Origin of the sequence: Pseudomonas sp. AKS31, assembly GCF_023634765.1 — a bacterium.
Taxonomy (GTDB): domain Bacteria; phylum Pseudomonadota; class Gammaproteobacteria; order Pseudomonadales; family Pseudomonadaceae; genus Aquipseudomonas.
Window position 1 is genome coordinate 1 of record NZ_JAMLFX010000025.1, and the last position, 20,502, is coordinate 20,502.

Consider the following 20,502-nt stretch of genomic DNA (forward strand, 5'->3'; position numbering starts at 1 on the left):
CGGCCCACATCGTTTGGGGATCCCTGAATGAAATTTCAGCGATTTTACCGAAGACCTTGAAAGGGATGGCTGTAAGAGCGAAACCGCCAGTAGCAACCCCTGCAGCAACGGATATACACACAAGACCAGAACCCAAATCCCAGACAAACAAAAACGCCCGGCATAAACCGGGCGTTCTGTATTGACTTGATTAACGAGCGCGGTAAGTGATGCGCCCTTTGCTCAAGTCATAGGGCGTCAGCTCGACGCGCACTTTGTCACCGGTAAGAATACGAATGTAGTTCTTGCGCATCTTGCCGGAAATATGCGCGGTTACGACGTGCCCATTTTCCAACTCCACACGAAACATGGTGTTGGGCAGGGTGTCGACGACAGTGCCTTCCATTTCGAAGCTGTCTTCTTTCGACATGCAGTAAAGCCCTCGGTATCCAATGAATGGCCCGGTGCAACTGCGCCAGGCAAAAGCGGCGTGCATTGTGCCCGAAAAATGGTGTTTACGCCAAGGGGTTTACGGCTTGGGTTTAGTTGAGGATCACCCAGCGCTGATTAATCAGCAATTCGATGGGACGATATTGCGTCTTGTAGTTCATCTTTTTGCAGTTCTTGATCCAGTAACCGAGGTATACCGCCTCAAGCCCGAGGCGCTGGCTCTCGGCGATTTGCCAGAGGATGGCAAATCGGCCAAGGCTGCGGCGTTCTTCGGCGGGTTCGTAGAAGGTGTACACGGCTGACAAACCGTTCGGCAGCAAATCGGTGACCGCTACGGCGAGCAACCGTCCGTCGAGTCGGAACTCGTAAAAGCGCGAGAACGGCAAATCGCGGACCAGAAACGTCGCGAATTGATCACGGCTCGGAGGGTACATGTCGCCGTCGGCGTGACGTTGTTCGATGTAACGCTGGTACAGATCGAAATATTCTTCGCTGAACTGCGGCTTGGCCGGGCGCACCTGCAAATCCGTGTTGCGCTTGAAAATCCGCTTCTGCTGACGATTGGGCATGAACTGCGCCACGGGGATGCGCGCAGGAACGCACGCATTGCAGTTCTGGCAATGCGGGCGGTACAGATGATCGCCGCTGCGACGAAAGCCCATTTCCGACAGGTCTGCGTAGACATGCACATCCATGGGCTGGCTCGGATCGAGAAACAGGGTCGTGGCCTGCTCCTCGGGCAGATAACTGCAAGAGTGAGGCTGAGTGGCATAGAACTTCAAACGCGCCAACTCGGTCATGATCAACCCTCGGGATAAGCTGGTGAATTAAGTGTAAGCCACGCGCGCAAAAGTCGCTCAGCAAACCCAAGTGGCATGATTGGGTTGATCCAGGTGGCGAGCCAGATAGTCGGCGAATTCGTGGCGGGGAATCGCTCGGGCACCGAGGCTGTGCAGGTGATTGGTCGGCATCTGGCAGTCGATCAGCACGAATCCCGAGTCTTTCAGGTGACGCACCAGGGTGGCAAAGCCGAATTTCGAGGCGTTGTCGGCGCGGCTGAACATTGATTCACCAAAAAACAGTTGACCCATCGCCAGGCCGTACAGGCCACCGACCAGTTCGCCCTGATCCCAGACCTCCACCGAATGAGCAAAGCCGCGACGATGCAACTCAATGTACGCGTCCTGCATGGCTTCGGTGATCCAAGTGCCGTCCGCGTAATCCCGTGGTGCGGCGCAGGCGCGGATCACGGCATCGAAATCCTGATCGAAGGTCACTTGATAGCGTGCCTGGCGCAGCAGTTTGCCGAGGCTGCGCGAGACATGCAGTTCGTCGGGAAACAACACCGTGCGCGGATCCGGCGACCACCAGAGAATCGGTTGGCCCTCGGAAAACCACGGAAAGCAGCCGTGGCGATATGCCTGAATCAGCCGATCGGCCGACAGATCGCCACCGGCGGCGAGCAATCCGTTGGGGTCGCGCATGGCCTTTTCCAGCGGCGGAAACGTCAGGGAATTACGTTGTAACCAAGTCAGCATGGCATCCAGGCTTGCAGAAGGGGAGGGCGGTGCGGGCTGTATGGCCCGCGATAAAGTGTGCCGTTAAATGACAGGAATGTCGTCCAGATACTTCTCGGCGTCGAGTGCGGCCATGCAGCCAGCGCCCGCCGACGTCACCGCCTGACGGTAAACGTGGTCGGCTACATCACCGGCGGCAAACACCCCGGGGATCTCGGTGGCGGTAGCGTCGCCGTCGCTGCCGCCCTTGACCCGCAAATAGCCGTCGTGCATCGACAGTTGGCCCTGGAACAGATCGGTGTTGGGTTTGTGACCAATGGCGATGAATACCCCGGCCAGCGCCAGATCAAGGGTTTCACCGGTATGACTGTCACGCAGTCGCGCGCCGGTGACGCCGCTGGCATCGCCCAGCACTTCGTCGAGATTCTGGTTCCAGTGCAGGCGCACGTTGCCGTTGGCGGCTTTCTCGAACAGTTTGTCCTGAAGAATCTTCTCCGCGCGCAGTTTGTCGCGACGGTGGATCAGGTGTACTTCCTTGGCGATGTTCGACAGGTACAGTGCTTCCTCGACCGCCGTATTGCCGCCGCCGACCACGGCGACCACCTGATTGCGATAGAAAAAGCCGTCGCAGGTCGCACAGGCGGAAACACCTTTGCCGGCAAAGGCCTCTTCCGAGGGTAGTCCCAGGTATTGCGCCGAGGCGCCGGTGGCAATGATCAGGGCGTCGCAGGTGTAGGTGCCGCTGTCGCCGACAAGCTCGAACGGGCGTTGCTGCAACTTGGCGGTGTGGATGTGGTCGTAAACGATCTCTGTGGCAAAGCGTTCGGCGTGTTTCTGCATGCGCTCCATCAGCACCGGGCCGGTGAGGCCTTCGACGTCGCCGGGCCAGTTGTCGACCTCGACGGTGGTGGTGAGCTGGCCACCGGCCTGCAGGCCGGTGATGACCACGGGTTTGAGGTTGGCGCGGGCGGCATACACGGCAGCGCTGTAACCGGCCGGACCGGAGCCGAGGATGATCAGGCGTGAATGCTTCGCTACGTTCATCAAATACACCTCATAAGCCTTTGTCACAAAAGGTAATGCATGCTCAAATTGAGTCGCGGCTTCTGTGTGCTTGACTATGCTCAATCCTGGGGCTTGAAGCATGGCATCGCACGCACAAACCCGTACAATGCCGGGCTGTTACAGAATGTTCGCGGTGCGCTGTGTTTATAAAAGCGGTAGCACAGTGTTAAAAGTAGTCTCAGTTGTGCTCGTTAACTTTTTTACCTGCCTGGATTGGGCAGTTTTTTATCGTCATTCAATAGATGGACGCGCCTCGGGCGCAGGAAAAGAAGCGTTTTGAAGAAATCCACCGAAGCACCAAAAACAGTCGTTCCGCTCTGGCGTCAACAGTTGCACTACCGGCTCAAGGAAGGTGCATTGATCGCCATCGGTGCCTTGTGCCTGTTCCTGATGATGGCTTTGCTGACCTACGGCAAGGACGATCCGGGCTGGAGCCACAACAGCAAGATCGATGACGTACAGAATTTCGGCGGCCCGGCGGGTTCCTACAGCGCCGACATCCTGTTCATGGTGCTGGGTTACTTCGCCTACATCTTCCCGTTGTTGCTGGCGATCAAGGCGTACCAGATCTTCCGCCAGCGCCACGAGCCGTGGCAGTGGAGCGGCTGGCTGTTCTCCTGGCGCCTGATCGGTCTGGTGTTTCTGGTGCTGTCCGGCGCTGCGCTGGCGCATCTGCACTTCCACGCGGCCTCGGGCCTGCCGGCGGGCGCTGGTGGTGCGCTGGGCGAAAGCCTTGGCAATCTGGCGAAGAATGCGCTGAACATTCAGGGCAGCACGCTGTTGTTCATCGCGCTGTTCCTGTTTGGCCTGACGGTGTTTACCGACCTGTCGTGGTTCAAGGTGATGGACATCACCGGCAAGATCACCCTCGACCTGTTCGAACTGTTCCAGGGCGCGCTAAATCGTTGGTGGTCGGCGCGTACCGAACGCAAACAACTGGTCGCGCAACTGCGTGAAGTCGATGATCGCGTCCACGACGTGGTCGCGCCGACAGTCACCGACAAGCGTGAGCAGGCAAAAGTCAAAGAACGCCTGATCGAACGTGAGCAAGCCCTGAGCAAGCACATGTCCGACCGCGAGAAACAAGTGCCGCCGGTCATTGCGCCAGCTCCAGCCAAAGCGCCCGAGCCAAGCAAGCGCGTGCAGAAAGAGAAGCAAGTGCCGTTGTTCGTCGACAGCGCCGTGGAAGGCACCTTGCCGCCGATCTCGATTCTTGACCCTGCGGAAAAGAAACAACTCAATTACTCACCGGAATCCCTGGCGGCGGTCGGCCATTTGCTGGAGATCAAGCTCAAGGAGTTCGGTGTCGAGGTCACGGTGGATTCTATTCACCCGGGCCCGGTGATTACCCGTTACGAAATTCAGCCTGCCGCCGGCGTCAAAGTCAGCCGCATCGCCAACCTCGCCAAAGACCTTGCACGTTCGCTGGCCGTGACCAGTGTGCGTGTGGTCGAGGTGATTCCGGGCAAGACCACCGTCGGTATCGAGATCCCCAACGAAGACCGACAGATCGTGCGCTTCTCCGAGGTGCTGTCGACGCCTGAATACGACAACTTCAAGTCGCCGGTCACCCTGGCACTGGGTCACGACATCGGCGGCAAGCCGGTCATCACTGACCTGGCGAAGATGCCGCACTTGCTGGTGGCCGGTACGACCGGTTCCGGTAAGTCGGTGGGTGTCAACGCGATGATCCTTTCGATCCTGTTCAAGTCTGGCCCGGAAGACGCCAAGCTGATCATGATCGACCCGAAAATGTTGGAACTGTCGATCTACGAAGGCATTCCGCACCTGCTGTGCCCGGTCGTCACCGACATGAAAGACGCCGCCAACGCTCTGCGCTGGAGCGTTGCCGAGATGGAGCGCCGCTACAAGCTGATGGCGAAGATGGGGGTGCGCAACCTGTCCGGCTTCAACGCCAAGGTCAAGGAAGCCCAGGATGCCGGCGAGCCGTTGAGCGATCCGCTGTACAAGCGTGAAAGCATCCACGACGAAGCGCCGTTGCTGCAGAAGCTGCCGACCATCGTTGTGGTGGTCGACGAATTCGCCGACATGATGATGATCGTCGGCAAAAAAGTTGAAGAACTGATCGCCCGTATCGCCCAGAAGGCCCGTGCGGCAGGTATCCACCTGATCCTCGCGACCCAGCGGCCGTCGGTGGATGTGATCACCGGCCTGATCAAGGCGAACATTCCGACCCGTATGGCGTTCCAGGTGTCGAGCAAGATCGACTCCCGTACCATCATCGATCAGGGTGGCGCCGAACAACTGTTGGGCCACGGTGACATGCTCTACATGCCGCCGGGTACCAGCCTGCCGATCCGTGTTCACGGTGCATTCGTATCCGACGATGAAGTACACCGAGTGGTCGAAGCGTGGAAACTGCGCGGCGCACCGGAATACAACGACGACATCCTCAACGGTGTCGAAGAGGCGGGTAGCGGTTTTGAAGGCAGCAGCGGTGGTGGCGACGGCGATGATCCGGAAGCTGACGCGCTGTACGACGAAGCTGTACAGTTTGTCCTGGAAAGCCGTCGCGCCTCGATTTCCGCGGTACAGCGCAAGCTGAAGATCGGCTACAACCGCGCCGCACGGATGATCGAAGCCATGGAAATGGCCGGGGTCGTCACCTCGATGAACACCAACGGTTCCCGTGAAGTTCTGGCCCCTGGCCCGGTACGCGACTGATTGCAAACGCAAGAGGCGGGACAATGATGTGCCGCCGCTCTCCCAACGAGTATTCAAGAGGACTCCCATGCGTCTTATCCGCATGCTGCTGCCAGTACTGGCGCTGACCACGCTCACGGCCCACGCCGATGACAAGGACGTGGAGCGTTTGACCCAATTGCTGGAAACATCCAAGACCCTGAGCGCGAACTTCTCGCAGCTGACCCTCGACGGCAGCGGCACGCAGTTGCAGGAAACCACCGGCAACATGACCCTGCAGCGCCCGGGCCTGTTCTACTGGCACACCAATGCGCCGGCCGAGCAGACCATGGTTTCCGATGGCAAGAAGGTCACCCTGTGGGACCCGGATCTGGAACAGGCGACCATCAAGAAGCTCGACGAGCGTCTGACCCAGACCCCGGCGCTGCTGTTGTCCGGTGATGTGTCGAAGATCAGCCAGAGCTTTGATATCAGCGCGAAAGAAGCGGGCGGCGTGATCGACTTCACCCTCAAGCCGAAAACCAAAGACACCCTGTTCGACAACCTGCGCCTGTCGTTCCGCAACGGTCTGCTCAACGACATGCAACTGATCGACAGCGTCGGCCAGCGCACCAATATCCTGTTTACCGGGGTCAAGGCCAACGAACCGGTATCGGCATCGAAGTTCAAGTTCGACATCCCCAAGGGTGCGGACGTGATCCAGGAATAAACACGAAACCCTGTGGGAGCGAGCCTGCTCGCGAATGCGGTGTATCAGTCACCATTAATGTTGAATGGACCATTGCATTCGCGAGCAGGCTCGCTCCCACAGGGACAATGATCTGCTCCAGATCAAATAGAGGTTTCAACGCTACGTGATGGATCTGTTTCGCAGTGCACCGATTGCCCAGCCACTGGCCGCGCGTTTGCGTGCGACCAATCTGGATGAGTACGTCGGTCAGGAGCACGTGCTCGCTCGCGGCAAGCCTCTGCGTGAGGCGCTGGAGCAGGGTGCCCTGCATTCGATGATCTTCTGGGGGCCGCCGGGCGTGGGTAAGACCACTCTGGCGCGGTTGCTCGCGGAAGTCTCCGATGCGCACTTCGAAACGGTTTCGGCGGTGCTTGCCGGGGTCAAGGAGATCCGTCAGGCCGTTGAAATCGCCAAACAGCAGGCCGGCCAGTACGGCAAGCGCACGATTCTGTTCGTCGATGAAGTGCACCGTTTCAACAAATCCCAGCAGGACGCGTTCCTGCCGTACGTTGAAGACGGCACGCTGATCTTCATCGGCGCCACCACCGAAAACCCTTCGTTCGAACTCAACAACGCTCTGTTGTCGCGTGCCCGTGTCTACGTGCTGAAAAGCCTCGACGAAGCGGCGCTGCGCAAACTGGTGCACCGTGCACTGACCGAGGAGCGCGGTCTGGGCAAGCGCAACCTGACGCTCAACGACGAAGGCTTCCAGATGTTGCTGTCGGCTGCCGATGGTGATGGCCGGCGTCTGCTCAACCTGCTGGAAAACGCATCGGACCTGGCTGAAGACAACAGCGAGATCGGCACCGAGCTGCTGCAGAGCCTGCTCGGCGATACCCGTCGGCGTTTCGACAAGGGTGGCGAGGCGTTCTACGACCAGATATCGGCGCTGCACAAATCCGTGCGCGGCTCGAATCCTGACGGTGCGCTGTACTGGTTCGCACGCATGATCGATGGCGGTTGCGATCCGCTGTACCTGGCCCGGCGCGTGGTGCGCATGGCCAGCGAAGACATTGGTAACGCCGACCCGCGCGCACTCAGCCTGTGCCTCGCGGCGTGGGAAGTGCAGGAGCGTCTCGGCAGCCCGGAAGGCGAGTTGGCCGTAGCCCAGGCCATCACTTATCTGGCCTGTGCGCCGAAAAGCAACGCGGTGTACATGGGCTTCAAAACCGCCTTGCGCGCCGCCGCTGAAAACGGTTCGCTGGAAGTGCCGCTGCACCTGCGCAACGCGCCGACCAAACTGATGAAACAATTGGGCTACGGTGACGAATACCGTTATGCCCACGATGAGCCGGACGCTTACGCCGCCGGCGAAGACTATTTCCCGGAAGAGCTTGATCCCATCCCGTTCTACCAACCGGTGCCGCGCGGCCTGGAGTTGAAGATCGGCGAGAAGCTCAACCACCTCGCTCAACTTGATCGTTTAAGCCCTCGGCAACGGAGAAAATAGTGCTTCCATTGGTCATTGCGGTCTCCGCCGGCGGGGTTGCCGGCACCTTGTTGCGCTTCGCCACCGGTAATTGGGTCAACGCCAATTGGCCGCGGCACTTCTATACCGCGACGCTGGCCGTTAATATCGTGGGCTGTCTGCTGATTGGCGTGTTGTACGGCCTGTTTTTGATACGCCCGGAGGTGCCGATCGAGGTGCGGGCCGGGTTGATGGTCGGCTTCCTCGGGGGGCTGACGACTTTTTCATCCTTTTCACTGGATACGGTGCGCCTGCTGGAAAGCGGGCAGGTGCCGCTGGCCCTGGGCTATGCGGCACTCAGCGTATTCGGCGGGCTGCTCGCGACGTGGGCTGGCCTGTCCTTGACCAAACTTTGATAACGAGAAACCGACATGCTCGATTCCAAACTGTTACGTAGCAACCTTCAGGACGTAGCGGACCGCCTGGCTTCCCGTGGCTTTGCCCTGGACACCGCGCGCATCGAAGCGCTGGAAGAACAGCGCAAGACCGTCCAGACCCGCACCGAAGCACTGCAGGCTGAGCGTAACGCGCGTTCCAAATCCATCGGTCAGGCCAAGCAGCGCGGCGAAGACATCGCGCCATTGATGGCGGACGTCGAGCGCATGGCGGGCGAACTGAGTGCCGGTAAGGTCGAGCTGGACGCGATCCAGACCGAACTGGACTCGATCCTGCTCGGTATCCCGAACCTGCCACACGAATCCGTGCCGGTTGGCAAGGACGAAGACGACAACGTTGAAGTGCGCCGCTGGGGCACACCAACCGCGTTCGACTTCGAAGTGAAAGACCACGTTGCCCTGGGCGAGAAGTTCGGCTGGCTGGATTTCGAAACCGCCGCCAAGCTGTCCGGCGCCCGTTTCGCTCTGCTGCGCGGCCCGATCGCCCGTCTGCATCGCGCGCTGGCGCAGTTCATGATCAACCTGCACGTCAACGAACATGGCTACGAAGAGGCTTACACGCCTTATCTGGTTCAGGCCCCGGCGCTGCAAGGCACCGGTCAACTGCCGAAGTTCGAAGAAGACCTGTTCAAGATCGCTCGCGAAGGCGAAGCCGATCTGTACCTGATTCCGACGGCTGAAGTGTCGCTGACCAATATCGTGGCCGGCGAAATCGTCGACTCGAAACTGTTGCCGATCAAGTTCGTCGCGCACACTCCGTGCTTCCGCAGTGAAGCCGGTGCATCGGGCCGTGACACGCGCGGCATGATTCGTCAGCACCAGTTCGACAAAGTTGAAATGGTCCAGATCGTTGAGCCATCGCAATCGATGGAAGCGCTGGAAGGCCTGACTGCCAACGCCGAGAAAGTCCTGCAACTGCTTGGTCTGCCGTACCGCACCCTGGCGCTGTGCACTGGCGACATGGGCTTCAGCGCGGTCAAGACTTACGATCTGGAAGTGTGGATTCCGAGCCAGGACAAGTACCGCGAAATTTCGTCGTGCTCGAACTGCGGCGACTTCCAGGCCCGTCGTATGCAAGCGCGTTTCCGCAATCCGGAAACCGGCAAGCCTGAACTGGTGCACACCCTGAACGGTTCCGGTCTGGCGGTCGGTCGTACCCTGGTTGCCGTGCTGGAAAACTACCAGCAGGCCGACGGTTCGATCCGTGTGCCGGACGTACTCAAGCCGTATATGGGTGGCCTTGAGGTCATCGGCTAAATGAAATATCTGCCGCTGTTTCACAACCTGCGCGGCAGTCGTGTGTTGGTCGTCGGTGGGGGGGAAATTGCCTTGCGCAAATCCCGCCTGCTGGCCGATGCCGGTGCGCTGCTGCGGGTGGTCGCACCTGAAATCGAAACGCAACTGCGTGAGCTGGTCACCGCTTCTGGCGGTGAATGCCTGTTGCGCGGTTACGTCGAGGCGGATCTCGACGGTTGCGGGCTGATTATTGCCGCCACCGACGATGAGACGCTGAACGCACAAGTCTCCACCGATGCGCACAAGCGCTGCGTGCCGGTCAACGTGGTCGACGCGCCGGCCTTGTGCAGCGTGATCTTCCCGGCGATCGTCGATCGCTCACCGCTGATCGTTGCTATTTCCAGCGGCGGCGACGCGCCGGTACTGGCGCGTTTGATTCGGGCGAAGATCGAAACCTGGATTCCGTCGACCTACGGCCAATTGGCCGGACTCGCCGCACGTTTCCGCAATCAGGTGAAAAGCCTGTTTCCGGATGTGCAGCAGCGACGCGGATTCTGGGAGGACGTGTTCCAAGGCCCGATTGCCGACCGGCAACTGGCCGGGCAGGGCGCCGAAGCCGAGCGTCTGCTGCAAGCCAAGATCGATGGTGAAGCCATGGTCACGACCGGCGAGGTGTATCTGGTTGGCGCGGGCCCGGGCGATCCGGATCTGCTGACCTTTAAGGCTTTGCGTCTGATGCAGCAAGCCGATGTGGTGCTGTACGACCGTTTGGTCGCGCCAGCGATTCTTGAGCTGTGCCGTCGCGATGCCGAGCGGGTCTACGTTGGCAAGCGTCGTTCTGATCACGCCGTGCCACAGGATCAGATCAACCAGCAACTGGTCGACCTGGCCAAGGCCGGCAAGCGCGTGGTGCGCCTGAAGGGCGGTGATCCGTTTATCTTTGGCCGGGGCGGCGAAGAGATCGAAGAGCTGGCAGCCCACGGCATTCCGTTTCAGGTTGTGCCGGGGATTACGGCGGCCAGCGGTTGCGCGGCGTATGCCGGGATTCCGCTGACGCATCGTGATTACGCGCAGTCCGTGCGTTTTGTTACCGGGCATTTGAAGGACGGCTCCACCGATCTGCCATGGGTCGACCTCGTCGCGCCGGCGCAGACGTTGGTGTTCTACATGGGCCTGGTCGGGTTGCCGGTCATCTGCGAACAACTGATCAAACACGGTCGTTCAGCCGATACCCCGGCGGCATTGATCCAGCAGGGCACCACGGTCAATCAGCGGGTCTTTACCGGCACATTGGCTGACCTGCCGCGACTGGTGGCGGAGCATGAAGTACATGCGCCGACATTGGTCATCGTCGGTGAAGTGGTGCAACTGCGCGAGAAACTGGCGTGGTTCGAAGGGGCTCAGGCGCAGGTCTGAATCAGATCAAAAGATCGCAGCCTTCGGCAGCTCCTACAGAGGAACGCATTCTCAAGTAGGAGCTGCCGAAGGCTGCGATCTTTTGCTTCTGCTGTTAGCCCTTTAACCAAACCCCTTTCCCAGCCAACCGCGCCCGATCATGGGCCACGGTGAAATCCTGCTCCGGCCCCTTCGGCACAACCCCTGTCGGGTTGATGGTCTTGTGACTGCCGTAGTAGTGGTTCTTGATGTGCTGGAAGTCCACCGTCTCGGCGATCCCCGGCCACTGATAAAGCTCACGCAGCCAGTTCGACAGATTCGGATAATCGGCAATCCGTCGCAGGTTGCACTTGAAATGGCCGTGGTACACCGCGTCAAAACGAATCATCGTGGTGAACAAGCGGATATCCGCCTCCGTCAGGTACTCACCCGACAAGTAGCGATTGGCACCCAGCAGCTGCTCCAAATGATCCAGCTCGGCAAACACCTCATCGAACGCCTCTTCATAAGCCTGCTGCGACGTCGCAAAGCCTGCGCGATACACGCCGTTGTTCACGGCCGGATAAATCCGCTCGTTCAGCGCATCGATCTCGCCGCGTAATGGCGCCGGGTAGAAGTCCAGATCATTGCCGGTCAGATCATCAAACGCGCTGTTGAACATGCGGATGATTTCCGCCGATTCGTTACTGACGATGCGCTTGAGTTTCTTGTCCCACAGCACTGGCACCGTGACGCGGCCGGTGTAATCGGCAGTGTCGGCGGTATAGCGCTGGTGCATGAATTCAAAGCCATCGAGCCTGTCGCCGGTCGAGCCAAGCGCGGTGTCGAAGGTCCAGCCGTTCTCCAGCATCAACCAACTGACCACCGAGACGTCGATCAGACTTTCCAGGCCTTTGAGCTTGCGCAGAATCAGCGTGCGGTGCGCCCATGGGCAGGCGAGGGAAACATAGAGGTGATAACGCCCGGCTTCGGCGGCAAATCCGCCTTCACCACTGGGGCCGGGTTCGCCGTTGGCGGTTACCCAATTGCGGCGCTTGGCCTGTTCGCGCTGAAACGCGCCGTCCTTGCTGCTTTCGTACCACTTGTCCTGCCAGTGGCCGTCGACGAGTAAACCCATGATCAAGACTCCGTAAACCAATAATCGTTGGAGTCGAGTCTATTCCGATGAGTTCGAACAAAAAGCGCAAAGATCGGGCGCGAATGATCGGTTAAATCGATTTGTTCCGCGCGGCCCAGTATTGCTCGGCAGTTGCGAAGGCTTGCTCACGGCTCTGGCCGAGTCCACGCAGGGCCAGCGCCATGGTCGCAATCAAGGCCATTTGCGGGTAACTGTCGACCACATCACCACGCCAGACGGCTTTCAGATGTTCAATGTCCAGAGTCGCCGGTTTGACGTGGCGCTGCGCCGACAATTGTGGCCATTCCTCGTCCCAGCTGTCGCCGCCGGTGGTGCCGTAGAGGTGGCTGTCGGCATCCGGGTTGATCTCGATTTCGCCGCCATCGCCTTTGACTACAATCGCCGTATCGCCAAGCAATCCGCTGGCATCGCGATGCACTGCCTGGTAGCCAGGGTGAAAAATGCTTTGCAGGCCGCAGCGCGCGCCCAGCGGATTGAGGATCCGTGCCAGCGAATGGATCGGCGAGCGCAGGCCGAGGGTGTTGCGCAAATCGATCATTTTCTGCAACTGCGGCGCCCAGTCCACCAGCGGCATGAAGGCCAGGCCACCGTTGTCCAGCGCCGCGCCGACCTGTTGCCAGGTGCGGCACAAGGGAATGTTCAATTCGCCAAGCAATTGCTCGCTGTACAGACGCCCGGCGGTGTGTGCGCCGCCGCCGTGCATGAAGATGCGCACGCCGTTCTGCGCCAGGCACTTGGCCGCCAGCAGATACCACGGCAGATGGCGCTTCTTGCCGGCATAGGTTGGCCAGTCCAGGTCAACGTTCAGCTTCGGCGCCTGCAAGCGCTCGCGCAGCGCTTCAGTGAACCCGGCCATCTCCTCGGCGCTTTCTTCCTTGTGCCGCAGCAACATCAGGAACGCGCCGAGCTGGGTGTCTTCAACCGTGTCGTCGAGCACCATGCCCATGGCTTCCCGGGCTTCTTCGCGCGTCAGATCGCGAGCGCCACGTTTGCCTTTGCCGAGGATGCGCACGAATTGGGCGAACGGGTGTTCGGCAGGCGTTTCGAGGGTCAGTGCTGGAAAGTCGGTCATAGACAGTTCGTCGGTTTGGGCAGGCCCGCCAGTTTTGCGGCGAGTTTGGCGGGGGTGCCTTTGAACAATCGGTTCAGGTGCAGGCTGTTGCCTTTGTCCGGGCCGAGTTTCAATGCGGTGTACTTGATCAATGGTCGGGTGGCCGGGGACAGCTGGAATTCGGCGTAGAAGCTGCGCAGCAGTTCGAGGACTTCCCAGTGTTCGGGCGTCAACACGATGTCCTCGGCGGCGGCGAGGGCGCTGGCCACATCAGCCGACCAGTCGCTCAGGTCGACGAGAAAACCGTCCTTGTCCAGTTCGATGGCGCGGGCGCCGACGGTCATGGAATTCATAGCCAACTGTTGACCTTTTCGTGGTGGATCGACAGCTCGACAAAGGCTGGGTAATCGATGGTTTCGGCCCAGTCCGGGACTTCAATGGCGCGCGCCTGTGCATCCTCGGCCAGAACCCATAATTTGATCTGACGGCTTTGCAGGGTGGTGAACGGCACGGTGCCCGGTTGCAACGCATACACCGCATCGCCGCAGAGCAACAACGCATCAGCGCTGCCGATCAAGCGCAGGCAACTGGTCAGGCGATCGTCGCCGAAGGGGGAATGAGACAACACATGCAAAGTCGACATCAGAGGGTAATCACCTGGTCGTAACGGTCAATAAGGGCGGTGATTTGCTCGGCGGCGAGCGGCTGCGCTTCGTCCAGCGACAGATTACCGAGCCCGCGCGTGCTGGCGCTGTCGGCGCAGTAAAACAGTTCTTCGACGCCGAACATCGGCAGCGCCTGCAGGTTGGCGCTCAAGTCTTTCTGCTGCAGGGCCTTGGCGTTCTGCGCGGCGGCGAGTTGCAGCACGCCATCATCGAGAAACAACAAGCCGATCGGTAGATCGAAAGCGCCACCGGCCAGCACGATGTCCAAGGCCTCGCGGGCACCGGGGCCAGACCATGGCGATTGACGGCTGATGATCAACAGGGATTTGGCCATCTCACGCACCTCCGAAGCAGATCAGGCGGTCTGCGTCTTGTACCGCATCATGCAACTGACCGAGGCCGGACAATTCCCACGGCTCACTGATGGAGACGGCGTCACGCTGATAGCGCTTGGCTTCGTCAGCGTTCAGCGCGCCACGGCGCAGGGCGGCGGCGATGCACACCACGCCGTCCAGCTTCTGTTCGGTGATGAAGGTGCGCCATTGTTGGGGCAGGTTCAGTTCGTCCTGCGGGGTGACCACCGCATCCGAAGCGTTGTACACGCCATCCTGATAGAAAAACAGCCGGGCAATTTCATGCCCACCGGCCAGCGCGGCTTGCGCAAAGAGCAGGGCGCGGCGCGAGGAGGGTGCATGGGCGGCGGAAAACAGCGCAATGGCGAACTTCATGACGGACTCGATCAGCAAAACTGCGGCCATGATAAAGCTTTATCGAGGCAGCCGCGAAACCCAAGTTGCACACACCGCTTTTGGGCGAACAACTGTCCACCTGCTGCTGTTGGGTACAGCGAATTCATGTAGGAGCTGCGGCACGCTGCGATCTTTTGATCTTGATCTTTAAAAGCAAGATCAAAAGATCGCAGCCTCGTTTCACTCGACAGCTCCTACATGAGCGTTGGTTCAGGAATCCATTAGCGGGGCATGTAGCCCAGTTGCCAGCGCCGCGGGATTTTCAGTGAGAACAGCCCGATGATTGCAGCCAGCAAACCGCTGACAAACATTGCCTGGAGTCCCAAATGATGTTCCAGCACCGCCCCCAGAATCGCACCGAAAAACATCCCGCTCCAGGGCACCAGTTGCACCCGCCAGCCGCTGCGCCGTTCGCCGAGCATCCAGCGCCCCAACCCACGGCCGAACCGCGACAAGGCGCCGGTCACGTAAGTCAGCCCGACCGGCAAGCCGTTCACCTCTTCAACCGACGCGTTGAGCATGCCCATCGCAATAATGGCCGCCATCAGCGCCGGCAATTGGCTGTCGAATGGCCAGGCGGCTGCCGCGCACAGCAGGGTGGCGATGCACAGCAGCAACGGCAGCGCCCGGCGTCCACCGAAACGGGCAACGATAACGCCCAGGGCGTTCCCGGCTATAAAGGTGGCGACGAGGATCAGCAAACGCAGGGTCAGCCCGATATCGCCATCGCTGATCGCCACGGCAAGTCGGGTGGTGTTGCCGCTCATGAACGAGACAAAGTCGCCGCTGGCCATAAAACCGATGGCGTCGGTCATCCCGGCCAGGACCGAGAGGCTGGCCACCAGCGCCAGACCAATCCGTCCGCGCCACTTTTGTGTGTGCAGGTGGCCGGGGCTGGCGCGGTGAGTCGAGGCGGATGGCAGCATCGGTAGGGGTGTCCTTGGGCGCAGGTTACGGTTCTATGCCATACAGATCGCAATATTCCAGCCAGCCCATATGAGCCATTTCTGCGACTTCACGGTGTACCTCAAGGCGCTGGGCTTGGTATTCCTCAGGCGTTGAGGCCGTCAGTAGCAGTGTCAGCTCCCAGGCAAACAGACCTTGTTGTTCCGCCTCGGCCTCGAACGCTTCATGCAGTCGTTCTTCACGATACTGCGCTTGCGTTTCGCCCTTGGCCTGGGCCAGCAACGGGTTGAGATGGTCGAGGGTTTCGCGCAGTTCGGGACGCGCGTCGAGAAACACTTTCAGAGCATGTTCATGTCGCTGGTCGGTAGGCGCCATGTGTTTTCCTTGTGAGGCTGATGACCTTAGGTTGCCGCAGCGGCCTGCGCCTGTCGCGCTATAAATGCAGTAAAGCAGAACGATTCCTGCTGCTGCGATGATACAGTCCGCTTTTTTCTGAATGAGCGAATGCAATGCGAATTCTGATGGTAGCGCTGGCCGCAACACTGCTGGCCGGTTGCGCAGGCTCGGTGATGGACGATGCTCGCACGAAAACCCCGTACAAGGTGTTGACCTCGGACAAAGCCGAAAAAGACGTGGCGCGCTGTGTGCAATTCGGCTGGCAGGACGAAGCGGTGTTCGGGGTGGATGCGGCGGCGTATCTGGAACCCCGTAAATCGGGCGGGACGACCGTGTATACCCGTTCGGCAGAGTCGTTTGTCGACGTAATCACTGAAGCGTCGGGGACGACGCTGAATTACTACGCGCAGAAGGACGACTTTGTCGCCAAGCGCCGGTTGGCAGCGTTGGCGACCTGTCTGTAGAGCCAATGGTCGCGGTGAGGCTCAAGCCGCCTTCGCGAGCTTGCTCGCGAAGGGGCCAACGCAGTCAACTGATAAGCCGCTTTTGGAAGAAATGCCGCTTATGTCCCAGTGGGTAATCCAGAATCTCTCCGCATTCGCTAAATCCAAGCTTCTTGTAAAACTCAGGTGCCTGAAAGGAGAAGGTGTCGAGCCAGATGCCAACGCAGTTTTTTTCTCGCGCCAGATCCTCCGCCCTTTGCATCAACTGCGAACCAATGCCCTTTCCGCGGCCCTGTTCCGGCACCGCCAGTAACTCAATGAACAGCCAACGATAGAACGTGTGGCCATACAATCCACCGAGTATAGCGTCGTGTTCATCACGCACTAACAGAGCGATCGGCTCGAATGTCGAGGGTCCGGCTTTGGCAACGTTGTGCGCGCGCAGCGGCGCGAGGATGGCTGTGCGTTCTTCCTCGGTAGGGTTTTGTGACAGCTCGATGCGCAGGTTCATGCCCGACTTCCTTGTGATGTGAGCCCGCAGCCTATCCTGCCCGGCAGTGATTTTCCAAGCCCCTCTCAACCCGGTGGAACTGCCGCTCACGCGCCGGGGTCTAGCTTCTACAGCGTCATTCCAGCACGCGGTTGATAAGGATCCCCCATGAATATTTTCGAAGCCCTTCGCGAAAGCCACGACCGCCAGCGTACTTACGCCAAAACCCTGACCGAAACCAGCGGCGATACGCCGGAGCGGGTCGAAGCCTACAAACAGCTCAAGGCAGAGCTCCAGGCTCATGAAACTGCTGAGGAGCGCCATTTCTACATTCCGTTGATGGAGCTTGATGAGGGGGTCGATCTGAGCCGCCATGCCATCGCTGAACACCATGAAATGGACGAGATGATGGAAGAACTCGACGAGACCGAGATGTCCAGTCCGGCGTGGCTGGCGACCGCCAAGAAGCTGTCGGACAAGGTTCATCATCATTTGAAAGAAGAAGAGCAGAAGTTCTTCCAGATGGCTGGCAAATTGCTCAACGAAAAACAGAAAGTACAACTCGCCGGGCAGTACGAAAAGGAGTTCCAGGCACAGCTGTCGTGAGTACTGAATGGCAGTTTTTGCAGCATCGGCGTGTAATCTTTTGGCGCTATCTCGGGTGGGATTTATCGTAGACAGCTGTATATCCATCCAGTATTTGCGCTGTTTTGCTGACTTGCACTCACTGACTGCGACAAAACCGCCGATGGACAAAAAATTCGTCTCCGTTAGCTTGAAGGCCTCTCCTCGGAAAGGAGAGTTCTTAAATCAACGGAGTGAAAAACATGAATCAACCACAAGCCCAAACCCAACTGCGACACGGTCGTGTCATTTCCCCTGCAAGCCGCGGTGCGGTGGCGATTGAGCAAGGACTGCTCGGTGCCTGGCAGGTCAACGAGATGGAAGGCGGGAAGAATTTCCCGGCGCTGGCAGCGGGGCCGTTTCCGGCGCCTTATCAAAGCGACTCGGACAGTGTCACGCCTCCGGCCGACGGCTACATTCTCAGCGGTGGCAAGAGTGATGCCCGCGACTGCGTGAACTTCACCAATGAGGAAATGAGCAAGAAGCTCGCTCGTCCGTTCAACTGGCCGCTGCTCAATGTCTCCCCGGGCCAAACCCTCGAAATCAAGTGGGAATACACCGCGCCGCACACCACGCGCGGTTACCGCTGGCTGATTACCAAGGACGGTTGGGACCCGAAACAGCGCATTACCCGTGCGCAACTGGAAGCTCAACCGTTCTTCGAGGACTTCTACGCTCAGGTGCCGTATTACAGCTACCCGAATGAACTGAAGGCCAAGGTCAATCACGCGGTGAAACTGCCGGTCAACAAGAAAGGCCACCACGTAATCGTGCTGATGTGGATCGTCGCCAACACCGGCAACGCCTTCTATCAGGCCTTCGACGTCGACTTCAAATAACGGCGCTGCGTCGCCAAATCCACAGGTTCTGAAGGATTAGAACATGTCAAATATCGATTTCTCTTTAGTGCAAAACGCCGCGAGCGATGCCGCTTCGCTGATGCCGAGCATTGCCGGCAAAAAGATCCTCATGGGCTTCTGGCACAACTGGCCCGCAGGCCCGAGCGATGGTTACCGCCAGGGCCGCTTTGCCAGCCTTTCGCTGGAAGAAGTGCCCAAGGAGTACAACGTGGTCGCGGTGGCCTTTATGAAGGGCAGCGGGATTCCGACCTTCAAGCCGTTCAACGTTTCCGATGCCGAGTTCCGCCGTCAGGTTGGCGTACTCAACAGCCAAGGGCGGGCTGTGTTGATTTCCCTCGGCGGTGCCGATGCGCACATCGAGTTGCGCAGCGGTCAGGAACAACCGCTGGCCAATGAAATCATCCGCCTGGTGGAAACCTACGGCTTCGACGGGCTGGACATCGATCTTGAACAGAGCGCGATTGATTTCGCTGCCAACAAGACCGTCCTGCCGGCCGCACTGAAACTGGTCAAGGATCACTACGCAGGCCAAGGCAAGCACTTCATCATCAGCATGGCCCCGGAGTTTCCATACTTGACCAGCACTGGCAAGTACGTGAGCTACTTGCAGGCACTGGAAGGCTACTACGACTTCATCGCTCCGCAGTTCTACAACCAGGGCGGTGACGGAGTCTGGGTGCCGGAAGCCAACAACGGCGCGGGTGCGTGGATTGCGCAGAACAACGATGCGCTGAAGGAGGATTTCCTTTACTACCTGACTGAAAGCCTCGTGACCGGTACTCGCGGCTTCACGCGGATTCCGGCGGACAAGTTCGTCATCGGCCTGCCGGCCAACAACGATGCGGCGGCCACCGGTTATGTGATCGACAAAACCGTGGTCGGGAATGTCCTCAAACGTCTGGCGATTAAAGGTCTGCCGATCAAAGGCTTGATGACCTGGTCGGTGAACTGGGACAACGGCAGCAGCAAGGATGGCTTGCCGTACAACTGGGAGTTCAGCCGGCGTTATGGGCCGTTGATTCACGGGGTCTCTTTCACCGGGCAGGCTATCGATGACACGCGTTCACTCATCGCTCGGTAGTTGCAAATAAAGAAGCCCGGTAGCGCTGCCGGGCTTTTTTGTTGGTTTGGAATGCGTGTGGGTATGTTTTTATTCGGTTTTAACCAGGACATAAAGATTGTCATTGATCGACATCTTTTCGATTCTGTTTAAATAGATAAGCTCTTTGAATTCTTTTTCGAGTGTTTTCTTGTCGCAGTATTTTTCATATGTAATCGGCCTGTCCGAAGCGTAAATGTAAAGGCGCCATACGTCAAAGCCGTCGATTCTGCTGTTCGAGCCGTAATCGAAGTCCACTGATTCTGATGGGAAATGAATGGCGCACCCTACGCCGTGCAGTTCATATTGAATTTCATCAGTTATTTCACCGCAGCGTTCGATTTGCTTGCTCCGCCAGAGTCTTAAAATATTCCGAGTGCCAAATTTTTTTTGTAGTAGTTCTGTTCCGCTTTCAACTTTTGAAAGAAAGTCAGTTATTAGGTCCTCAAGATTTTTATCGACTGTTTTCATCTTCTTCTGTGATGCTCCAATCGGTCGTGTCCGACATTGTTAGCTGATTCAATGACTTCTTCGATCGTATTAAGTTGTCCTTTATGCTCTCTGATATTTGTGATCAATTTTATAGTTATTGGCGTTGCTGTTTGTTTGGCAGCTGCTGCACGGTGATGTCCATCTAGAATATAGAAGGTGCCCTGATGTTCTGCTACGTCTATGGGGTAGCTGACATCGTAGCCATCCGCTCGCATTTGATCCCTTATTTTTTCGACGTGTTTAGTTGATTTTTTTCCCATAATTGCATGCGTTCGCTTCACTGAATGTGGGTCAATGCCATGGGTTAAGTCAGGTAATTGTGGTTCACCCTCATCAACCTTGGCCCCGTCAATCCCACCCGGCACCTCACACCCAGGCTTTTTCGGCGGCGGGCAGTTAGAGCTCAACCCCAGCGGATCCACCCACCCCGTCGGATTCGGCACGTACTGGTACTGATTCAACCCACCGGCCAACTTGATCGGATCCGGCGTCAGATACCGCCCCAGCCGCGGGTCGTAATACCGATGGCGGTTGTAATGCAGGCCGCTTTCGCCGTCGAAATACTGCCCCTGAAAGCGCAGCGGCTGGTTCAGGTAGTCTTCGCCGGCCAGGGTCAGCGTGGCGACTTTGCCGTAGGCGTCGTATTGCGCGGACCAGACGATGTCGCCGCTGTAGTCGGTGAGTTCCTGC

25 protein-coding genes and 1 pseudogene are annotated in these 20,502 nt (G+C 58.7%); 11 read left to right on the forward strand and 15 right to left on the reverse strand.

Annotation, left to right across the window (positions count from 1 at the left end):
* Positions 1 to 185, forward strand: a 185-nt coding sequence (locus M9827_RS27185) for a hypothetical protein (protein ID WP_250608267.1), incomplete at its 5' end; no start/stop codon positions are given.
* A gap of 5 nt (positions 186 to 190) precedes the next feature.
* On the opposite strand, the gene infA is transcribed toward M9827_RS27185, so the two are convergent.
* From infA to trxB, 4 genes are all read right to left on the reverse strand, one after another.
* Complete coding sequence (infA, locus tag M9827_RS27190; protein ID WP_002553999.1) at positions 191 to 409, reverse strand: translation initiation factor IF-1; 219 nt, start codon at positions 407 to 409, stop codon at positions 191 to 193.
* A gap of 112 nt (positions 410 to 521) precedes the next feature.
* On the reverse strand, positions 522 to 1,229 hold the full coding sequence (locus M9827_RS27195; RefSeq protein ID WP_250608269.1) for an arginyltransferase: 708 nt from the start codon (positions 1,227 to 1,229) through the stop codon (positions 522 to 524).
* Between the two features lie 57 nt (positions 1,230 to 1,286).
* The gene (gene aat / locus M9827_RS27200) at positions 1,287 to 1,967 is read right to left on the reverse strand and encodes a leucyl/phenylalanyl-tRNA--protein transferase (protein WP_250608271.1); all 681 of its coding nucleotides are present in this window, start codon (positions 1,965 to 1,967) and stop codon (positions 1,287 to 1,289) included.
* A gap of 63 nt (positions 1,968 to 2,030) precedes the next feature.
* On the reverse strand, positions 2,031 to 2,990 hold the full coding sequence (gene trxB / locus M9827_RS27205; RefSeq protein WP_250608273.1) for a thioredoxin-disulfide reductase: 960 nt from the start codon (positions 2,988 to 2,990) through the stop codon (positions 2,031 to 2,033).
* Between the two features lie 297 nt (positions 2,991 to 3,287).
* Here trxB and M9827_RS27210 point away from each other — a divergent pair, with 297 nt between their 5' ends.
* The 6 genes from M9827_RS27210 to cysG all read left to right on the forward strand — a co-directional run bounded on the left by M9827_RS27210 (position 3,288) and on the right by cysG (position 10,920).
* Positions 3,288 to 5,696, forward strand: a complete 2,409-nt coding sequence (locus M9827_RS27210) for a DNA translocase FtsK (RefSeq protein ID WP_034155142.1) — start codon at positions 3,288 to 3,290, stop codon at positions 5,694 to 5,696.
* Between the two features lie 67 nt (positions 5,697 to 5,763).
* Entirely contained in the window at positions 5,764 to 6,384 is a 621-nt protein-coding gene (lolA, locus tag M9827_RS27215; protein WP_250608275.1) for an outer membrane lipoprotein periplasmic chaperone LolA, read from the forward strand.
* A 148-nt stretch (positions 6,385 to 6,532) separates the two neighbouring features.
* Positions 6,533 to 7,855, forward strand: a complete 1,323-nt coding sequence (locus M9827_RS27220; protein ID WP_034155144.1) for a replication-associated recombination protein A — start codon at positions 6,533 to 6,535, stop codon at positions 7,853 to 7,855.
* Positions 7,855 to 8,229 carry a fluoride efflux transporter CrcB gene (gene crcB / locus M9827_RS27225; RefSeq protein ID WP_250608277.1) on the forward strand — a complete coding sequence of 125 codons (375 nt, stop codon included), beginning with the start codon at positions 7,855 to 7,857 and terminating at the stop codon, positions 8,227 to 8,229. The genes M9827_RS27220 and crcB overlap by 1 nt, the downstream gene beginning before the upstream one ends.
* A 15-nt stretch (positions 8,230 to 8,244) precedes the next feature.
* A complete protein-coding gene (gene serS, locus M9827_RS27230; RefSeq protein WP_038369693.1) occupies positions 8,245 to 9,525 on the forward strand; it encodes a serine--tRNA ligase in 1,281 nt (426 codons plus the stop codon).
* Positions 9,526 to 10,920, forward strand: a complete 1,395-nt coding sequence (cysG, locus tag M9827_RS27235) for a siroheme synthase CysG (protein WP_123450765.1) — start codon at positions 9,526 to 9,528, stop codon at positions 10,918 to 10,920.
* A 94-nt stretch (positions 10,921 to 11,014) separates the two neighbouring features.
* On the opposite strand, the gene M9827_RS27240 is transcribed toward cysG, so the two are convergent.
* The 8 genes from M9827_RS27240 to M9827_RS27275 form a co-directional block, all read right to left on the reverse strand.
* On the reverse strand, positions 11,015 to 12,016 hold the full coding sequence (locus tag M9827_RS27240; RefSeq protein WP_250608279.1) for a glutathione S-transferase family protein: 1,002 nt from the start codon (positions 12,014 to 12,016) through the stop codon (positions 11,015 to 11,017).
* A gap of 91 nt (positions 12,017 to 12,107) precedes the next feature.
* Positions 12,108 to 13,109, reverse strand: a complete 1,002-nt coding sequence (locus M9827_RS27245; protein ID WP_250608281.1) for a glycosyl transferase family protein — start codon at positions 13,107 to 13,109, stop codon at positions 12,108 to 12,110.
* Entirely contained in the window at positions 13,106 to 13,441 is a 336-nt protein-coding gene (locus M9827_RS27250; protein ID WP_250608283.1) for a TusE/DsrC/DsvC family sulfur relay protein, read from the reverse strand. Before M9827_RS27250 ends, M9827_RS27245 begins: the two co-directional genes overlap by 4 nt.
* The gene (tusB, locus tag M9827_RS27255) at positions 13,438 to 13,731 is read right to left on the reverse strand and encodes a sulfurtransferase complex subunit TusB (protein ID WP_250608285.1); all 294 of its coding nucleotides are present in this window, start codon (positions 13,729 to 13,731) and stop codon (positions 13,438 to 13,440) included. Before tusB ends, M9827_RS27250 begins: the two co-directional genes overlap by 4 nt.
* Positions 13,731 to 14,087, reverse strand: coding sequence for a sulfurtransferase complex subunit TusC (gene tusC, locus M9827_RS27260; RefSeq protein ID WP_250608288.1), 357 nt, complete (start codon positions 14,085 to 14,087; stop codon positions 13,731 to 13,733). Before tusC ends, tusB begins: the two co-directional genes overlap by 1 nt.
* Before the next feature lies 1 nt (position 14,088).
* Positions 14,089 to 14,481, reverse strand: coding sequence for a sulfurtransferase complex subunit TusD (gene tusD / locus M9827_RS27265; RefSeq protein WP_250608290.1), 393 nt, complete (start codon positions 14,479 to 14,481; stop codon positions 14,089 to 14,091).
* A 242-nt stretch (positions 14,482 to 14,723) separates the two neighbouring features.
* Positions 14,724 to 15,428, reverse strand: coding sequence for a YoaK family protein (locus M9827_RS27270; RefSeq protein ID WP_250608292.1), 705 nt, complete (start codon positions 15,426 to 15,428; stop codon positions 14,724 to 14,726).
* A gap of 25 nt (positions 15,429 to 15,453) precedes the next feature.
* The gene (locus M9827_RS27275; protein WP_250608294.1) at positions 15,454 to 15,783 is read right to left on the reverse strand and encodes a DUF6388 family protein; all 330 of its coding nucleotides are present in this window, start codon (positions 15,781 to 15,783) and stop codon (positions 15,454 to 15,456) included.
* Positions 15,784 to 15,917: 134 nt separating this feature from the next.
* Here M9827_RS27275 and M9827_RS27280 point away from each other — a divergent pair, with 134 nt between their 5' ends.
* Positions 15,918 to 16,268, forward strand: coding sequence for a hypothetical protein (locus M9827_RS27280; protein WP_250608296.1), 351 nt, complete (start codon positions 15,918 to 15,920; stop codon positions 16,266 to 16,268).
* A gap of 64 nt (positions 16,269 to 16,332) precedes the next feature.
* Here M9827_RS27280 and M9827_RS27285 read toward each other — a convergent pair whose 3' ends face one another.
* Entirely contained in the window at positions 16,333 to 16,758 is a 426-nt protein-coding gene (locus M9827_RS27285) for a GNAT family N-acetyltransferase (RefSeq protein WP_250608298.1), read from the reverse strand.
* 147 nt (positions 16,759 to 16,905) lie between these two features.
* On the opposite strand from M9827_RS27285, the gene M9827_RS27290 reads away from it, so the two are divergent.
* From M9827_RS27290 to M9827_RS27300, 3 genes and pseudogenes are all read left to right on the forward strand, one after another.
* Positions 16,906 to 17,343: a hemerythrin domain-containing protein gene (locus M9827_RS27290; RefSeq protein WP_250608299.1), complete on the forward strand. Its 438-nt coding sequence runs from the start codon at positions 16,906 to 16,908 to the stop codon at positions 17,341 to 17,343.
* A gap of 221 nt (positions 17,344 to 17,564) precedes the next feature.
* Positions 17,565 to 18,200: a lytic polysaccharide monooxygenase auxiliary activity family 9 protein gene (locus M9827_RS27295; RefSeq protein WP_250608301.1), complete on the forward strand. Its 636-nt coding sequence runs from the start codon at positions 17,565 to 17,567 to the stop codon at positions 18,198 to 18,200.
* Positions 18,201 to 18,243: 43 nt separating this feature from the next.
* Positions 18,244 to 19,245, forward strand: a pseudogene (locus M9827_RS27300) (chitinase); the annotation flags it as partial.
* A gap of 126 nt (positions 19,246 to 19,371) precedes the next feature.
* Here M9827_RS27300 and M9827_RS27305 read toward each other — a convergent pair.
* Both M9827_RS27305 and M9827_RS27310 read right to left on the reverse strand, forming a co-directional pair.
* Positions 19,372 to 19,791 (reverse strand): DUF6896 domain-containing protein, encoded by a 420-nt coding sequence (locus M9827_RS27305; protein ID WP_250608303.1) that lies wholly within the window; start codon positions 19,789 to 19,791, stop codon positions 19,372 to 19,374.
* Positions 19,788 to 20,502, reverse strand: a 715-nt coding sequence (locus tag M9827_RS27310) for an RHS repeat-associated core domain-containing protein (RefSeq protein ID WP_250608305.1), incomplete at its 5' end; no start/stop codon positions are given. The genes M9827_RS27310 and M9827_RS27305, both read right to left, overlap by 4 nt.

Bases quoted from the DNA above. Each gene is read 5' to 3' on its own strand.
- infA (WP_002553999.1), bottom strand. From the start codon at position 409: ATGTCGAAAGAAGACAGCTTCGAAATGGAAGGCACTGTCGTCGACACC.
- M9827_RS27195 (WP_250608269.1), bottom strand. From the start codon at position 1,229: ATGACCGAGTTGGCGCGTTTGAAGTTCTATGCCACTCAGCCTCACTCT.
- aat (WP_250608271.1), bottom strand. From the start codon at position 1,967: ATGCTGACTTGGTTACAACGTAATTCCCTGACGTTTCCGCCGCTGGAA.
- trxB (WP_250608273.1), bottom strand. From the start codon at position 2,990: ATGAACGTAGCGAAGCATTCACGCCTGATCATCCTCGGCTCCGGTCCG.
- lolA (WP_250608275.1), top strand. From the start codon at position 5,764: ATGCGTCTTATCCGCATGCTGCTGCCAGTACTGGCGCTGACCACGCTC.
- M9827_RS27220 (WP_034155144.1), top strand. From the start codon at position 6,533: ATGGATCTGTTTCGCAGTGCACCGATTGCCCAGCCACTGGCCGCGCGT.
- serS (WP_038369693.1), top strand. From the start codon at position 8,245: ATGCTCGATTCCAAACTGTTACGTAGCAACCTTCAGGACGTAGCGGAC.
- cysG (WP_123450765.1), top strand. From the start codon at position 9,526: ATGAAATATCTGCCGCTGTTTCACAACCTGCGCGGCAGTCGTGTGTTG.
- M9827_RS27240 (WP_250608279.1), bottom strand. From the start codon at position 12,016: ATGGGTTTACTCGTCGACGGCCACTGGCAGGACAAGTGGTACGAAAGC.
- M9827_RS27245 (WP_250608281.1), bottom strand. From the start codon at position 13,109: ATGACCGACTTTCCAGCACTGACCCTCGAAACGCCTGCCGAACACCCG.
- M9827_RS27250 (WP_250608283.1), bottom strand. From the start codon at position 13,441: ATGAATTCCATGACCGTCGGCGCCCGCGCCATCGAACTGGACAAGGAC.
- tusB (WP_250608285.1), bottom strand. From the start codon at position 13,731: ATGTCGACTTTGCATGTGTTGTCTCATTCCCCCTTCGGCGACGATCGC.
- tusC (WP_250608288.1), bottom strand. From the start codon at position 14,087: ATGGCCAAATCCCTGTTGATCATCAGCCGTCAATCGCCATGGTCTGGC.
- tusD (WP_250608290.1), bottom strand. From the start codon at position 14,481: ATGAAGTTCGCCATTGCGCTGTTTTCCGCCGCCCATGCACCCTCCTCG.
- M9827_RS27270 (WP_250608292.1), bottom strand. From the start codon at position 15,428: ATGCTGCCATCCGCCTCGACTCACCGCGCCAGCCCCGGCCACCTGCAC.
- M9827_RS27275 (WP_250608294.1), bottom strand. From the start codon at position 15,783: ATGGCGCCTACCGACCAGCGACATGAACATGCTCTGAAAGTGTTTCTC.
- M9827_RS27280 (WP_250608296.1), top strand. From the start codon at position 15,918: ATGCGAATTCTGATGGTAGCGCTGGCCGCAACACTGCTGGCCGGTTGC.
- M9827_RS27285 (WP_250608298.1), bottom strand. From the start codon at position 16,758: ATGAACCTGCGCATCGAGCTGTCACAAAACCCTACCGAGGAAGAACGC.
- M9827_RS27290 (WP_250608299.1), top strand. From the start codon at position 16,906: ATGAATATTTTCGAAGCCCTTCGCGAAAGCCACGACCGCCAGCGTACT.
- M9827_RS27295 (WP_250608301.1), top strand. From the start codon at position 17,565: ATGAATCAACCACAAGCCCAAACCCAACTGCGACACGGTCGTGTCATT.
- M9827_RS27305 (WP_250608303.1), bottom strand. From the start codon at position 19,791: ATGAAAACAGTCGATAAAAATCTTGAGGACCTAATAACTGACTTTCTT.